Source organism: Mycobacterium appelbergii (assembly GCF_032883035.1).
In the GTDB taxonomy this organism is placed as follows: Bacteria; Actinomycetota; Actinomycetes; order Mycobacteriales; family Mycobacteriaceae; genus Mycobacterium; species Mycobacterium appelbergii.
Genome location: NZ_JAMQTH010000020.1, coordinates 44,392 through 58,434 on the forward strand (window position 1 = coordinate 44,392; position 14,043 = coordinate 58,434).

A 14,043-nucleotide genomic window follows, 5' to 3' on the forward strand; every position below is an offset into this window, starting at 1 on the left:
CGGTTGGTCCGGTGAGTACAAAACCAGAGATCGAATTTCCGGACGGTCCGGCGCCCACCGAACTCGTGATCACCGACCTGGTGGTCGGCGATGGCGCCGAGGCGGTACCCGGCGGAACCGTCGAGGTCCACTATGTCGGCGTGGAGCACGACACCGGTGAGGAGTTCGACAGCTCCTGGAACCGTGGCGAATCCATCCAATTCCCGCTGCGTGGACTGATTCAGGGCTGGCAGGACGGCATTCCGGGGATGCGTGTGGGTGGCCGCCGCAAACTCGTCATTCCACCGGAACAGGCCTACGGTCCTGCCGGATCCGGCCACCGGTTGTCGGGCAAGACATTGATTTTCGTCATCGATCTGCTGGCCACGGGCTAAGGGCTTCGCCTGGCGCCCGTTTTTTCGAGTCGACAACATTGCAGTGGTCAACTGCTACGTTTTCAATGCTTGACCGCTCACTTTTCAGTCGACGTTCAGGAGCGCCACGATGTCGAGTTCAGACGACGAAACTCGCACAATCACCGACTGGCGGACGGCCTCAAAGCTTTATCGCAGGCCCCCGGGACTCGTCTGGTTGGTGGCGCTGATTGCCGTCCCATTGCTGCTGGGTTTGATCGGCTGGGGCGCCACCGACCGGTCCGGTGACGACGCGGATCTCACGTTACCCGCCGTCAATCCTTCTGCGACGTTGAGCGCTCCCGGCGAAAATGCCCCGGGCAGTGCGGCGTCAGATACGAACGCCCCCAACAATAATGCGGTCGATCTCAATTTCGCGCCGCTGTCGGTCGTCCGTAACGGCAACGACATCACGCTCACCGGCGACCTGCCCGACGATGCGGCGAAAACGGCGCTACTGGACTCCTTGCGGGCCCAGTTCGGCCCGGATGTGAATCTGATCGACAATCTGAGCGTCAAGTCCGGCGTCCGCACACCGGATGTCAATGGGCTGGGCGCGGTGTTCGGGGCGGCAGCAGCCGGCATCCCCGACTTCGACTTCAACTTCGACGGCGACACCGTGACGTTGAACGGAACAGCGGCCACCGAGGAGGCCAAGGCAGCGGTCGAGGCGGCTGTCCGGGCGGCGTGGCCGAACATCCGGATCACCAACAACATTCGCGTGTCACCGTGACCGGCCACACGGTGAACTAGGGAGATTCGACATGGACTTTGTCATGCAGTGGTTGTGGTACCTGCTCGCGTTCGTGGTGGGTTCGCTGGTCGCCTGGTTGGTGTCGGTGGTCGGGGTCAAGCGCACCAGCGAAGATGAAGCACTCGCCGAGATGCCCGGGTCCCGCGAGATCGGAGCACGGTCGTGAGTGACGTGAACTGGTGGTTGATGGTTCTGGCGTTCGTGCTGGGACTGGTGCTGACGCTGGCACTGACCGTCCGCAGGGTCACGCGGGAGGTTCCGGTGTACGGCGCGCCCGGCCGTGAGCCGGAGTCCGACGAGACTTAGCTGGGGCCGGGCAGCCGCAACAACAGGCGTGCCCCGCCGAGTGGGCTGGCTTCCAGAGCTGCTGTGCCGCCGTGTAGTTCGGCCTGCTGGGCGACCAGCGCCAAGCCGAGTCCCGAGCCAAGGCGCGATGCCGTCGACCCGCGGGAGAACCGGTCGAAGACTATCGCCCGCTCCTCCTCGGGCACCCCGACGCCGTTGTCGTCGATGGCGATCTCCACGCCTTCGCGGGAACTGACCGCCGAAAGCCGGACCCGGGTGGCGCCGCCGTGTTTGACGGCATTGGCGATCGCGTTGTCCACCGACAGCCGAAGCCCGGTCGGCAGCCCGACGATGATCACGGTGGGCGCGGGCGCCAGGGACACGTCGAGGTCGGGATAGATCCGCATGGCGTCGTGTGCGGCGCGGTCGAGAAGATCGGTGATGTCGACCGTCACGTGGTCGTCGGTGGTGCTCAGCTCGCCCTGCGCCAACCGCTCGAGCGCGCCCAGGGTCGCCTCGATCCGCGACTGGGTGCGGATGACGTCGTCGACGACCTCTTTGCGTTGCTCGTCGGGCATGTCCAGCGTGGAGAGCACCTCAAGGTTGGTCCGCATCGCGGTCAGCGGGGTGCGCAGTTCATGGGCGGACACCGAGGCGAAATCGCGTGCCGAGGCCAGCGCGGCCTTGGTGCGGCCCTGTTCGGACCAGATGCGCTGCAGCATGCCGTTGACCGCGTCGGCGATCTCGACGGCCTCGGTGGCTCCGCGCACTTCGACGTCGGGGGCTTCGTCACCCGCGTCGATCTGGCGGGTCTGCTGGGCCAGTCGGCGCAGCGGCCGTACCGCGAGCGCGGCCAGCACCCATCCCAGCACGGTGGATGCGCCCACCGCGAAGACACAGATCACGATGACCCGGCGGTGCAGGTTGTTGGTGTCGGCGATGGTGGCGTCGTAGGTGGCGCCGACGGCCACCCACATCGGTCCGGGCGCGGGGATCTCCACCGTGCGTACGCGCCAGCGCACGCCGTCGATGTAGGTATCGGCGTAGCCCACCGGCAGCTCGGGCAGCACCACCGACGAGTTCGAGGTGACGTCCCCGGCCTGGCGCACCGTGATCACCGCGTCCTGATCATTGGGGGAGCGCGGGATCTCGTTGAGCCCGCGCGGCAGGAAGGGGATGGCGAACCCGGCCGCCTCGTCCAGGCGGCGGTCCAGTCGTTCCTTGCGGTCGTTGGTGATGCCGACCCACACGATGGTGCCGACGATCACGACGACGATGGCCGCGCCGATGGCCGTCGCGAACGCCACCCGGGTCCGCAACGACGGGGTGCGGCGGAAGATCCGGGTGAGCAGGCTCATGACGGTTATTGCGGGCTCATTGAGTTCGCAGCACGAAACCGACGCCGCGCACGGTGTGCAGTAACCGGGGCGCGCCGCCGGCCTCCAGCTTGCGGCGCAGGTATCCGATGAACACGTCGACCACGTTGGTGTCGGCGGCGAAGTCGTAGCCCCACACCAGCTCCAACAGTTGTGCCCGCGAGAGCACCGCGGTCTTGTGCTCGGCCAACACCGCGAGCAGGTCGAACTCGCGTTTGGTCAGGTCCACGTCGACGCCGTTGACGCGGGCGCGGCGGCCGGGGATGTCCACCTCCAGCGGCCCGACCTGGATGGTCTCCGAGGAGAACGTCGCCGAGGCCCCGCGCCGGCGCAGCAGCGCCTTGACCCGGGCCACCAGTTCGGCCAGCACGAACGGCTTCACCAGGTAGTCGTCGGCCCCGGCCTCCAGCCCGGCCACCCGGTCGTCGACACTGCTGCGCGCCGACAGCACACAGACCGGTACGTCGTTGTCCATCGCGCGCAGCGCGGTCACCACGCTGACGCCGTCGAGGACGGGCATGTTGATGTCGAGCACGATGGCGTCCGGGCGGGTCTCGGTCGCGCTGCGCAGTGCCTCGGCACCGTCGACGGCGGTCGACACGTCGAACCCGGACAGCCGGAGCCCGCGTTCCAGCGACGCGAGAACATCGGGGTCGTCGTCGACCACGAGCACTCGGGGCGAGGCCACTCCACTGTCCATGCCGCCATCTTGCCGTATGAACAACGACGAATCGCGCAGGCGCCCGGGAAGTCTTTGACCTCAATATTTGTTCAGGTTTTACGGTGAGGCTCATGAGTATGGAATCGGTGGCCAGGCAGACCCTGTACCGGCAGACGCACGCGCGCGGTGGCGATCTTCGTGCGCTGGCGGACCGTCGGCTGCTGGCTCGGATCTGGCGGTTCGCCGGGCGTCACCACCGCAGGCTGGGCGCGTTCGTCGCGGTCAGCGTGCTCAGTGCGGTGCTGGCCGTGACCACGCCCGTGCTGGCCGGCCGTGTGGTCGACGAGATCACCGGCGGCGGTGCCCCGTCGGTGGTGGTCATGCTGGCCGCCGTCATCGCCGTGATCGCGCTCGGCGAGGCCATCGTGTCGCTGATCACCCGCTGGCTGTCCTCGAACATCGGGGAGGGCCTGATCCTGGATCTGCGGACCGCGGTGTTCGACCACGTGCAGCGCATGCCGGTCGCGTTCTTCACCCGGACCCGCACCGGCGCGCTCGTGAGCAGGCTGGGCAATGACGTGATCGGGGCGCAGCGGGCGTTCTCCGACACCCTCTCGGGCATCGTGTCCAACATCGTCACGTTGACGTTGACGCTGGTGGTGATGGTGAGCATCTCGTGGCAGATCACGCTGGCGTCGCTGGTGCTGGTGCCGCTGTTCGTGGTGCCCGCGCGGCGTATCGGCGCCCGGATGGCCGAGCTGTCCCGTGCGTCGGCCGCGCACAACGCGACGATGAACACCCAGATGACCGAACGTTTCTCCGCGCCGGGGGCCACCCTGGTCAAGCTGTTCGGCAGCCCGGCCCGCGAATCAGACGAGTTCGCGCTGCGCGCCGATCGGGTCCGCGACATCGGTGTGCGCACCGCGATGTTGCAGTCGACGTTCATGAACTCGCTGACGCTGATGTCGGCGCTGGCGCTGGCCCTGGTGTACGGGCTGGGCGGCGTGCTGGCGATCGGCGGGCAGCTCCAGGCCGGTGCGGTGGTCTCGCTGGCGCTGCTGCTGACGCGGCTGTACGCGCCGCTGACCGCGCTGGCCAATGCCCGTGTCGAGATCGCCAGTGCGCTGGTCAGCTTCGAGCGGGTCTTCGAGGTCCTGGATCTGGAGCCGCTGATCGCCGAGAAGCCCGATGCCGTCGAGGTCCCCGAGGGGGCGGTCTCCGTGGAGTTCGACGACGTGCGGTTCGCCTACCCGTCGGCCGACAAGGTGTCGCTGGCCTCGTTGGAGGAGGTCGCGGTGCTGGACGACCGTGGTGGTGACGAGGTGCTGCACGGGATCTCGTTCACCGCGCAGCCTGGTCAGATGGTCGCGCTGGTCGGATCCTCGGGTGCGGGCAAGTCGACGGTCGCCTCGCTGGTGGCCCGGCTCTATGACGTCGTCAGCGGTTCGGTCAAGCTCGACGGGGTGGACGTGCGCGACCTGCGGTTCGAGTCGCTCAAAGAGACCGTCGGCATGGTGACCCAGGACGGGCACCTGTTCCACGAGTCGATCCGCGCGAATCTGATGTTGGCCGCGCCCGACAGCACCGATGACCAGTTGTGGGAGGCGCTGCGGCGGGCCCGGTTGGCCGATGTGGTGGCCGAGATGCCCGACGGGTTGGACACGGTTGTCGGTGAGCGCGGCTACCGTCTGTCCGGAGGGCAGCGGCAGCGGTTGACGATCGCCCGTCTGCTGCTGGGACGATCACGGGTGGTGGTGCTGGATGAGGCGACGGCATCGCTGGACTCTGCGTCGGAGGCCGCCGTGCAGCACGCTCTCGCCGAGGCGCTGGCCGGCCGCACCTCACTGGTCATCGCGCACCGGCTGTCCACGGTCCGGGCCGCCGACCTCATCCTCGTCGTCGAAGACGGGCGCATCGTCGAGCGCGGCACTCACGAGCAGTTGCTGGCCCGCGACGGCCGCTACGCCGAGCTGTATTACACGCAGTTCGCCGACGACGCGAAAGTGGCGTGACGTTATTCGTTTGCCCGACCTGGGAATATTGAGAACCAGTGGCTGAACCTGTAAGAGATGCTTTTCGTTCCGCGCCGGCGATCGCTCCGCGACCGGCGCGGATTCGGGGTAGCTCGGATCTGTGGCGGTTGCTGCCCTACCTGCTGCCGTACCGGGTGCGCTGGGTTTCCATGGTGGTGGTCGCGATCATCAGCCTGGCCGCGACCGTGTCGATCCCGCTGATGACCAAGGCCGTCATCGACGGACCGGTGCAGCACCGGGATGAGCGCGGGCTGTGGGTGCTCGGCGCGGCCGCCATGGGTATCGGAATCACCGAGGCGGTGCTGTGGTTCATCCGGCGCTGGCTGGTGTCGCGCGCCACAATGGGTGTCGAGGCCGATATCCGCAAGGATCTCTATGCGCGGCTGCAGATCCTGCCGATGAGTTTCCACGGTCGGTGGCAGTCCGGTCAGCTGCTGTCGCGCGTGATGAACGATCTGTCCACCATCCGCCGGTTCCTGTCCTTCGGGCTGGTGTTCCTGATTCTCAACGGTCTGCAGATCGCCGTGGTGACCGCGATCCTGCTGGCGATGTACTGGCCGTTGGGCGTGGTGGTGCTGGTGTCGATCGCGCCGATCACCGCGACCGTGCTGCACTTCGAGCGGGAGTACACCCGGTTGTCCCGGCTCGCCCAGGACCAGACCGGCCATGTGGCAACACATGTCGAGGAATCGGCGCTCGGCCTGCGGGTGGTCAAGTCGTTCGGCCGTGAGGACTATGTGTTCGACCGGTTCGACGAGCAGGTCACCCAGTTGCACGACACCCAGGTCAGCCGGGTGAGCGTATCGGCGAAGTTCTGGACGCTGCTGGAAGTCATCCCGAACCTCACGCTGATCGTGGTGCTCGGGTTCGGCGCCTACGCGGCAGGCCACGGCTACGTCACGATGGGCACGTTGGTCGCCTTCATCACGATGATGCTGTCGTTGGTGTGGCCGATCGCCTCGCTCGGATTCCTGTTGTCGATGACGCAGGAATCGTTCACCGCGGCCAACCGGATCGCCGAGATCTTCGATGCGCCCAGGGAAATCGTCGACGGCCCGCAGACCGACGCTCCCCGCGGCGGTCGCCTTGAGCTGCGCGATGTCGGGTTCAGATTTCCCGACAGTGACGTGTGGGCGCTGCGTCATGTCAATGTCACGGTCGAGCCGGGGGAGACGCTGGCGCTGGTCGGGTCCACCGGCTCGGGCAAGTCGGTGCTCGCTTCATTGTTGTCCCGCCTGTACGACGTCACCGAGGGCCAGATCCTCATCGACGGGCAGGACATTCGCGAGCTGAGCCTGTCCGCGTTGCGCCGGACGGTGGCCACTGCCTTCGAGGATCCGACGCTGTTCTCGATGTCGGTCGCCGAGAATCTGCGTCTCGGACGTTCCGAGGCAACCGAGGACGAACTGGCACAGGCCGTCGAGATCGCGGCGGCCCAGTTCGTCTACGACCTGCCGTTCGGTCTGGACACCCGCATCGGCGAGCAGGGGATGAGCCTGTCCGGTGGTCAGCGGCAACGGCTTTCGCTGGCGCGGGCCATCCTGGCCGCACCGCGGATCCTGGTGCTCGACGACACCCTGTCGGCTCTGGACGTGCACACCGAGGCGGTGGTGACCGAGGCGCTGGGCCGGGTGCTGCGCACGCGAGGAGCAGATGGGCAGGTGACTCAGGTGACCGGCATCATCGTGGCGCACCGGGCGTCGACGGTGTTGCTCGCCGACAAGGTGGCCCTGCTGGACACCGGCACCATCACCGATATCGGCACGCATGCCGACCTGCTGGCTCGGGTGCCGCGGTACCGCTACCTGCTGGCTGCCGACGACGAACTCGACGACCACTCCGAACGCAGTTGTGACTGGGAAGAAGAGGAGGACGTGGCGCGCTTGCGGCGCGTGCACGATGAGCGCGCGGCCGTTGAGCATGTCGATGAGTCGGGTTATGCGGAGGTGCAGCGCAGATGACACCGCGCACGCGAGGAGCGAAATGACACCGCGCACGCGAGGAGCGAAATGACACCGCGCACGCGAGGAGCGAAATGACTTCAGTGCAATGGCGCGGGCGCGTCAGGGATGAGCAGGACGAGGGCCTGCCCATCGACGAGAGCGTGCCGCGGCGTCGTGAGGCCAGGGCGCTGCTCGGCTCGCTGCTGGGCCCGTACCGTTGGACCGTCGCGGTGCTGGCGCTCGTGGTCATCGTGGAAAACGTTGCCCGGCTCTCTGTTCCACTGCTGGTGCAGCGTGGCATCGACCATGGCATCCCGCCGATCATCGAGGGCGGCCCCGCCCACGAGCTGATGCTCATCGTCGGCACGCTGTGTGTGGTGGTGCTCGTCCAGGCCGTCAGCCGGATGGTCTTCCTGCGCCGGTCCGGCCGGATGGGGCAGAAGGTGCTGCTGGAGCTGCGCCGGCGCGTGTTCCGCCATTTCCAGCGGCTCGACGTGGCCTTCCACGACCGGTACACCTCGGGCCGGGTGGTGAGCCGGTCCACCAACGACGTCGAGGCCATCCAGGACATGCTGGAAACCGGGTTCGACAGCCTGATCACCGCGGTGCTCACGTTGTTCGGCACGGCAATCCTGTTGGTGGCGTTGGACTGGCAGCTGGGCCTGATGTGCCTGGTGGCCTTCCCGATACTGGTGGCGCTGGTGTGGTGGTTCCGCAATGAGTCGGCCAAGACCTACCGCCTGGTGCGGGAGAGCGCCGCGCTGGTGATCGTCCAGTTCGTCGAGACCATGACCGGCATCAAGGCCGTGCAGGCCTACCGACGTGAGCCGCGCAACCAGGAGATCTTCGAAGACATCGCCGACGGTTACCGCGAGATCAACGAGAAGACGTTCAAGCTGCTGGCGATCTTCATGCCGGGGGTGAAGCTGGTCGGCAACCTGACCACGGGTGTGGTGCTGCTCTACGGCGGTTACCGGGTGCTGGGCGGTCAGATGACGATCGGGACGCTGGCGGCGTTCCTGTTGTACCTGCGGATGTTCTTCGAACCGATGCAAGAGATTTCGCAGTTCTTCAACACCTTCCAGTCGGCCTCCTCGGCGCTGGAGAAACTGGCGGGTGTGCTGGCCCAGCGGCCGGCCATCTCCGATCCTGCGCACCCGGTCACGCTGACCGATGTCCGCGGTGAGGTCGCGCTGAACGACGTGCAGTTCGCCTACGCGTCCGGCCGTCCGGTGTTACCCGACCTGACGCTTGAGGTGCCTGCAGGCCAGACCGTGGCCATGGTCGGCACCACCGGGGCGGGTAAGACCACGATCGCGAAGCTCATTGCGCGCTTCTACGACCCGACGTCGGGCGCGGTGCGACTCGACGGCGTCGACGTCCGGGACCTGTCCCAGTCCGAACTGCGTCGCCACGTCGTGATGGTCACGCAGGAGAACTTCATGTTCGAGGGCACCGTCGCCGACAACATCCGGTTCGGCCGCCCCGATGCCTCCGACTCACAGGTCCGTGAGGCCGCGGCCGCGGTGGGCGCCGACCGGTTCATCGACGCGCTGCCCGACGGGTACGACACCGACGTGGCCAAGCGCGGTGGTCGGCTGTCGGCGGGCCAACGCCAGCTGGTGGCGTTCGCGCGGGCATTCCTGGCCGACCCGGCGGTGCTGATCCTCGACGAGGCCACCTCGTCGCTGGACGTTCCGAGCGAACGCATGGTGCAGCGCGCGTTGGAGACGGTGCTGTCGGACCGCACCGCACTGGTGATCGCCCACCGACTGTCCACGGTGCAGATCGCCGACCGGGTGTTGGTGCTCGAACACGGGCAGATCGTCGAGGACGGTCCGCCCGGCGAACTCGTCGGCCGCACCGGCGGTCACTACGCCGCACTACACCGGGCCTGGGTGGACTCGCTGGCGTAGGTGGCCTCGCGCCGAAAGCATCGAAATGGTCGATCTCAGTGCGATTTTGGCGCCACTGCGTTGATCTCGGTGCGGCGCCGGCCGGTACGCACCCACACCACCCCGAAGAACACCAGGGTCAGCGTGAGCGGCACCAGTCCGATCGCCCAGCTCAGCGGCAGGGGCGGCCCGGGTTGTTTGAGCACGTCGACGGGAAGCTCGCCGGTGCCTTCGCCCTGCGGGCCGTCAATGGTGAACCGCAGCGTCCAGGTGCCCGCCGAGTCCAGTGACTGCACATCGAGTCCCCACACGTCGCGGTTACGGGGGTGCCGGGCCAGCCGATCGACATCGGTCCTGCCGTCGGGCGCGATCGCGGCGATGGTCCCGGACTTGTCGGCGATACCGCCTTCGGGCTCGAACGTGAAATCCAGTGACTGCATGGCGCGCAGCGGCCAGACGGTGAAACCGACCGTCACCGGATACGGCCCGGCCTGGACGTGCTCGGTGTGCACGACATAGTCCAGCGGATCGGCGGCCGCAGCCGGCGCGGAACCGATCGCGAGGGTGACGGCGCACAGCATCGCCAAAAGCGCCCGTACAGCGGGTCTGGCCCTCATGCCGAGACCGCCTCGGTGCGCTCGGGAGCCACGGCGTTCGAGGAACGCAGCGCGCGCCCCAAACGCCAGGTGGCGCCGCCCAACACGGCGGCGAGCGCCCCGGCCGCGATGCAGGTGAGTGCGACGCTGGTGGTGTGTTCGCCCGGCGCCGCGCCTTCGATGCCCTCAGAACTTGTCCCGGAACTGATCCACCAGGTGATCACGATCGCGCCGACTGCACCGGAGCAGGCCAGCAGCCAGGCGTTGGCGTTCCTGAAGTGCAACACCAACTCGACGAGGAGGCCGAACACGAAGACCATCGCAGGGATCAGCAGCATGTCGACGGGAAAGGCCAACTCGACGAAATCGCGCAGCGCGAGGTGCTGCAGTTCGGCGTACCAGCCGACGGCCCACTCCGCGAAGGACCAGGTGATGAGGTTGAGCAGCAGGGTGACCGCGCCGGTGCCCATCGCCCCGCCGCGCGGCACCACCTGCGAGCCGATCAGGACGCACACGAGCGGGATGCTCACCCAGGTGACGGTGAACCAGTCGATCGCGGTGTCCAGGTTGATATCGGCCAACGCAGTGCTGGTGATGGCCGCATACGATCCGAAGGCCGCGATCGCGATCATGAATCCCCAACGCCCCCAGGTATGTTCGCGCGCAGCGGCGAACACGATCGCGGTGCCGATCATCGTGACGCAGATCGAGGTCAGCCAGCCCTGGTGCGGCGGGGAGGCGATGGTGACGTCGAATCCGTACAGGCCGTGCCACCATTCGTCCCACAGCCCGTACAGCAGGAACGACGCGGCGGCGATCCCTCCGACCAGGTAGCCGGTCGGCGCGGAGAACACACCGAGCACCTTGAACGCCCTGCCGCCGACGGCAGGATCGGGCTGCTGACCGTTGCGCTGGCCTGCAGTGGCGCGCAACACCATGACCAGGCTGGTCAGCCCGGCGATGGCACCGCCGGAATAGACGAACAGGTGCGGCAGGGTGAAGAAACTGTCCGGCCCGACATCGTTGTGCCAATTGATGTCCCAGGTCAACCCGGACAACGAGATCAACGTGCCTGCCAGCATCACGAACGCCGGTAGCCTGCCGCGCGAATCCGCACTCGTCATGACGTGTCGCCTTCCTAACCGTTGGTGGTGATGCTCAGCACTGCGTTGTGGGTCTGCCCGCCGGTCGCGATGCGGACGGTGATCTCCCATTGTCCCGGCATCGACAGGTCGATGTCCCCGCGGTACCGGCCGTTGCCTTCCGCGGACGCCACCACGGGTGTTGTGGCATGGCCCATTTGGGGCATGGCGGGCTCGAAGGTGACCGTGTCCGGGGTCGGTGGCGCACCATCGCGGCCCGAGATCTCGACGGTGAGCGGGCTGACCCCGACCGTGGGCGACTCGCCGCTGAGCCGCACCAGATACGGTCCCGCCGCCGCGGTGACGCGGGGTGCGGCGGGTTTCGGCCACAGCAACCAGATCCCGGCGCCGACGACGGCGGCGACCACGGCGATCACGATCAGTATGCGATTGCGGTTCACGGAACCTCGACTTCTGTTGGCGCAGTGAGAATGGCGTAGTCGCGTTCGGTCTGTACCCACACTTTGTATCGGCCGGGCAGCGCGAACGTGTAGGTGAAGTCGATCTCGGGTCCGTACCGGGCCACCGATTCGTCCGGCTGACCACCTGCGGCACCGGGAGCCGGCGGCACCATCGCATGCGCGTGTGACCAAACCGGTGCTGTCAGTGCGCTTTCACCGATATCGGCGGTGTCGGGCAGTGGTCCGATCACCATCATGTGTCCGACCATGCCGAGCCACGGTTGCAGGTCGGCGGTATCACCGAACCGGGCACGGATGCTGCTGGGGCTTCCTGCCGGTGCGGCCGTGACGCTGATATCGCCCACCGAAAGGGTTTCGGCGCGAGGCGGCGCGTCGACCGGGCGGCCCGCCAGCGAGCCGCGGACGAGTTGCACGCCACCGCCGCGGCGCGCGATCTCGGCGGCGATGGCATAGGTGCCGGGTTCGGCGGGGTGGAACTGAACTTCGTAACGACCCGGCGCGACCCGCACGGGATGCAGGTGCGACATGTCGCCGGAGGGCGAAACGACGATGAGATGGATCAGCGCGCCGTGATGGATGAGCAGATCGTCCACGGGGCGCCCGGTCGACGAGTCGATCAGGTTCAGTTCCATCACGGCCCCACGCAGCGACGTTGCCAGGTTGACCGGCGGACGCGAATAGTCGACCGGATTCAACGAATTCGCTGCGACTCTGGCGTAGGGGTCCCGAATGTTCTCTGCGGTCGGGTCCAGATCCTGACCGGGTTGGGGTGGCGGTGGCGAGTACGCGGACAGGACCGCGCCGGTCACCGCCACCGTCAGTGCGACGACCATGCCGGTCGCGGGGATCAACGCCGTCCAGTTGCGCCGCGCACGCAACGCCACGGCCAGCGAGACGATCAGGAGACCGCCCGCGGCGAAAAACCCGTAATCACTGGCTTTCTTCCACGGGGGTACCACCTGCGCGGGAATGAGGAAGGGGATCCGCGCCACGGTGTGGCCGTCATCGACGAGCAGTTCCCACGGTCCTGCCCGATCGACGGTGAGCGTGGTGGAGTAGATGCCGGGCGGGCCGAGGTTGACCTGTCCGGTGCTGGGGGCACCGTCGGCCGCAGTCGCGGTCAGCTGCAAACTGCCGGGCGTGTCGCCGCGATGGGTGACGACGTCCACGTGCAATGGCCCCAGCACCGGTCCGACGCGGCGAATGACCACCGTCAGCTCGCGGCCGCCGAGCGACTGGGCGACGTGCACGTCGGTGTCGGTCCCGATGCCGTCAGCCACCGCCGCGGGTGCGCCCAGCATCAGTGTCATCACCAACAGCATGCCGACGGTGAGTGCCCGTGTCAGTAGGGTTTTCCTCCGAGGGCGTGTGAAGTCCACCAAGCCAGTAATAGCAAAGATTTCGACGACCCCGTCGGCATATTTGCTGGAAGTCAACGGACGGTGTCGAAAAACGTCCGCACATCGTCGACGAACAATTCAGGTTGCTCGAAGGCCGCGAAATGCCCGCCGCGTGCCATTTTCGTGAAATGGGTGACGTTGTAGTTGTTCTCGCACCAGTCGCGTGGCGCCCGCATGATTTCCATCGGGAACGACGCCACTCCCGTGGGCAGTTCGACGCGCTTCCCGCCGGCAAAGGTGTCGTGGCTCTCCCAGTACAGCCGGGCCGAGGAGGCGGCTGAGGCGGTGACCCAGTACAGCATGACGTTGTCGAGCAATTCGTCACGGCTCAGCACGTTTTCGGGATGGCCGTCGCAGTCCATCCAGGACCAGAACTTCTCCACGATCCACGCCAGCTGCCCGACCGGGGAGTCCACCAGGCCGTACCCCAAGGTCTGCGGCCGGGTCGACTGCTGCTTCATATAGCCGGAGTCCCACGTGCGGTAATACTGCACGCGGGCCAGCGCCTGCTGCACCTCCTCTGGCAGTTCGCCCCGGAGGTCGGCCGGTGGCTGGGCGATCGGCATGTTGACGTGGATGGCCGCGCAACCGCCGACGTTGCGCCCGATCTGCGTCGTCACCGCCGCCCCCCAGTCGCCGCCCTGCGCGCCGTACCGGTCGTAGCCCAGTCGCGCCATCAACGTGTCCCAGGACCGGGCGATCTTGTCGATTCCCCACCCGGGGGTCGTCGGCTTTCCGGAGAACCCGTAGCCCGGCAGCGACGGGCACACCACGTGGAATCCGGCCTCGGTCAGCGGTTCGATGACCTTGTGGAATTCGACGACCGACCCCGGCCAGCCGTGCGTGATCACCAGCGGGAAGGCATCCTCGCGCGGCGAGCGTTGGTGGATGAAATGGATATCGAGCCCGTCGATCTCGGTGGTGAACTGGTCAAACCGGTTCAACGCGGCTTCGCGTGCCCGCCAGTCGTATTCTCCCGCCCAGTAGTCGGCCAGCTCCCGGGTGTAGCTCAGGGGGATGCCCTGGGACCAGTCGTCGACACATTCGGCCTCGGGCCATCGGGTGCGGGCCAGCCGTGCCCTGAGGTCGTCGAGGTCGGCGTCGGGGACTGCGATGCGGAATGGGTTGATCTGGGCCATACCAG

General features: G+C 67.1%; 13 protein-coding genes and 1 pseudogene. 7 read left to right on the forward strand and 7 right to left on the reverse strand.

The genetic code is table 11. The features are described 5' to 3' along the window. Positions 1–11 precede the first annotated feature (11 nt). The 4 genes and pseudogenes from M1247_RS33285 (at position 12) to arfC (ending at position 1,452) form a co-directional block, all read left to right on the forward strand. Positions 12–374 carry an FKBP-type peptidyl-prolyl cis-trans isomerase gene (locus tag M1247_RS33285; protein WP_410506987.1) on the forward strand — a complete coding sequence of 121 codons (363 nt, stop codon included), beginning with the start codon at positions 12–14 and terminating at the stop codon, positions 372–374. Positions 375–483: 109 nt separating this feature from the next. Continuing rightward, a pseudogene (arfA, locus tag M1247_RS33290) lies at positions 484–1,116 on the forward strand (channel-forming protein ArfA/OmpATb); the annotation flags it as partial. 40 nt (positions 1,117–1,156) lie between these two features. Continuing rightward, entirely contained in the window at positions 1,157–1,312 is a 156-nt protein-coding gene (gene arfB / locus M1247_RS33295) for a channel accessory protein ArfB (protein ID WP_317160713.1), read from the forward strand. Then, on the forward strand, positions 1,309–1,452 hold the full coding sequence (gene arfC / locus M1247_RS33300) for a channel accessory protein ArfC (RefSeq protein ID WP_317160714.1): 144 nt from the start codon (positions 1,309–1,311) through the stop codon (positions 1,450–1,452). Before arfB ends, arfC begins: the two co-directional genes overlap by 4 nt. Here the strand turns inward: arfC and M1247_RS33305 are convergent. Both M1247_RS33305 and prrA read right to left on the reverse strand, forming a co-directional pair. Next, on the reverse strand, positions 1,449–2,789 hold the full coding sequence (locus M1247_RS33305) for a sensor histidine kinase (RefSeq protein WP_317160715.1): 1,341 nt from the start codon (positions 2,787–2,789) through the stop codon (positions 1,449–1,451). The two genes, arfC and M1247_RS33305, sit on opposite strands and share 4 nt — an antisense overlap. A gap of 16 nt (positions 2,790–2,805) precedes the next feature. After that, on the reverse strand, positions 2,806–3,507 hold the full coding sequence (gene prrA, locus M1247_RS33310) for a two-component system response regulator PrrA (protein ID WP_317160716.1): 702 nt from the start codon (positions 3,505–3,507) through the stop codon (positions 2,806–2,808). A 92-nt stretch (positions 3,508–3,599) separates the two neighbouring features. On the opposite strand from prrA, the gene M1247_RS33315 reads away from it, so the two are divergent. From M1247_RS33315 to M1247_RS33325, 3 genes are all read left to right on the forward strand, one after another. Next, positions 3,600–5,480, forward strand: coding sequence for an ABC transporter ATP-binding protein (locus M1247_RS33315; protein WP_317160717.1), 1,881 nt, complete (start codon positions 3,600–3,602; stop codon positions 5,478–5,480). A 38-nt stretch (positions 5,481–5,518) separates the two neighbouring features. After that, a complete protein-coding gene (locus tag M1247_RS33320; RefSeq protein ID WP_317160718.1) occupies positions 5,519–7,462 on the forward strand; it encodes an ABC transporter ATP-binding protein in 1,944 nt (647 codons plus the stop codon). Between the two features lie 74 nt (positions 7,463–7,536). After that, positions 7,537–9,360 carry an ABC transporter ATP-binding protein gene (locus M1247_RS33325; RefSeq protein ID WP_317160719.1) on the forward strand — a complete coding sequence of 608 codons (1,824 nt, stop codon included), beginning with the start codon at positions 7,537–7,539 and terminating at the stop codon, positions 9,358–9,360. 35 nt (positions 9,361–9,395) lie between these two features. Here the strand turns inward: M1247_RS33325 and M1247_RS33330 are convergent, their stop codons facing one another. The 5 genes from M1247_RS33330 to M1247_RS33350 all read right to left on the reverse strand — a co-directional run bounded on the left by M1247_RS33330 (position 9,396) and on the right by M1247_RS33350 (position 14,038). Next, entirely contained in the window at positions 9,396–9,956 is a 561-nt protein-coding gene (locus tag M1247_RS33330) for a hypothetical protein (protein WP_317160720.1), read from the reverse strand. After that, entirely contained in the window at positions 9,953–11,059 is a 1,107-nt protein-coding gene (locus M1247_RS33335; RefSeq protein ID WP_317160721.1) for a hypothetical protein, read from the reverse strand. The genes M1247_RS33330 and M1247_RS33335 overlap by 4 nt, the downstream gene beginning before the upstream one ends. A gap of 14 nt (positions 11,060–11,073) precedes the next feature. Further along, positions 11,074–11,478: a FixH family protein gene (locus tag M1247_RS33340; RefSeq protein WP_317160722.1), complete on the reverse strand. Its 405-nt coding sequence runs from the start codon at positions 11,476–11,478 to the stop codon at positions 11,074–11,076. Then, positions 11,475–12,809: a DUF8832 domain-containing protein gene (locus tag M1247_RS33345; protein ID WP_317160723.1), complete on the reverse strand. Its 1,335-nt coding sequence runs from the start codon at positions 12,807–12,809 to the stop codon at positions 11,475–11,477. Before M1247_RS33345 ends, M1247_RS33340 begins: the two co-directional genes overlap by 4 nt. A 122-nt stretch (positions 12,810–12,931) precedes the next feature. Beyond that, positions 12,932–14,038: an epoxide hydrolase family protein gene (locus tag M1247_RS33350; protein ID WP_317160724.1), complete on the reverse strand. Its 1,107-nt coding sequence runs from the start codon at positions 14,036–14,038 to the stop codon at positions 12,932–12,934. Positions 14,039–14,043: the final 5 nt, after the last annotated feature.

What these genes read in the sequence shown, in the direction of transcription:
- arfB (WP_317160713.1), top strand. Translation starts at nt 1,157, where the DNA reads ATGGACTTTGTCATGCAGTGGTTGTGGTACCTGCTCGCGTTCGTGGTG.
- M1247_RS33305 (WP_317160715.1), bottom strand. Translation starts at nt 2,789, where the DNA reads ATGAGCCTGCTCACCCGGATCTTCCGCCGCACCCCGTCGTTGCGGACC.
- prrA (WP_317160716.1), bottom strand. Translation starts at nt 3,507, where the DNA reads ATGGACAGTGGAGTGGCCTCGCCCCGAGTGCTCGTGGTCGACGACGAC.
- M1247_RS33315 (WP_317160717.1), top strand. Translation starts at nt 3,600, where the DNA reads ATGAGTATGGAATCGGTGGCCAGGCAGACCCTGTACCGGCAGACGCAC.
- M1247_RS33325 (WP_317160719.1), top strand. Translation starts at nt 7,537, where the DNA reads ATGACTTCAGTGCAATGGCGCGGGCGCGTCAGGGATGAGCAGGACGAG.
- M1247_RS33330 (WP_317160720.1), bottom strand. Translation starts at nt 9,956, where the DNA reads ATGAGGGCCAGACCCGCTGTACGGGCGCTTTTGGCGATGCTGTGCGCC.
- M1247_RS33335 (WP_317160721.1), bottom strand. Translation starts at nt 11,059, where the DNA reads ATGACGAGTGCGGATTCGCGCGGCAGGCTACCGGCGTTCGTGATGCTG.
- M1247_RS33345 (WP_317160723.1), bottom strand. Translation starts at nt 12,809, where the DNA reads ATGACACTGATGCTGGGCGCACCCGCGGCGGTGGCTGACGGCATCGGG.
- M1247_RS33350 (WP_317160724.1), bottom strand. Translation starts at nt 14,038, where the DNA reads ATGGCCCAGATCAACCCATTCCGCATCGCAGTCCCCGACGCCGACCTC.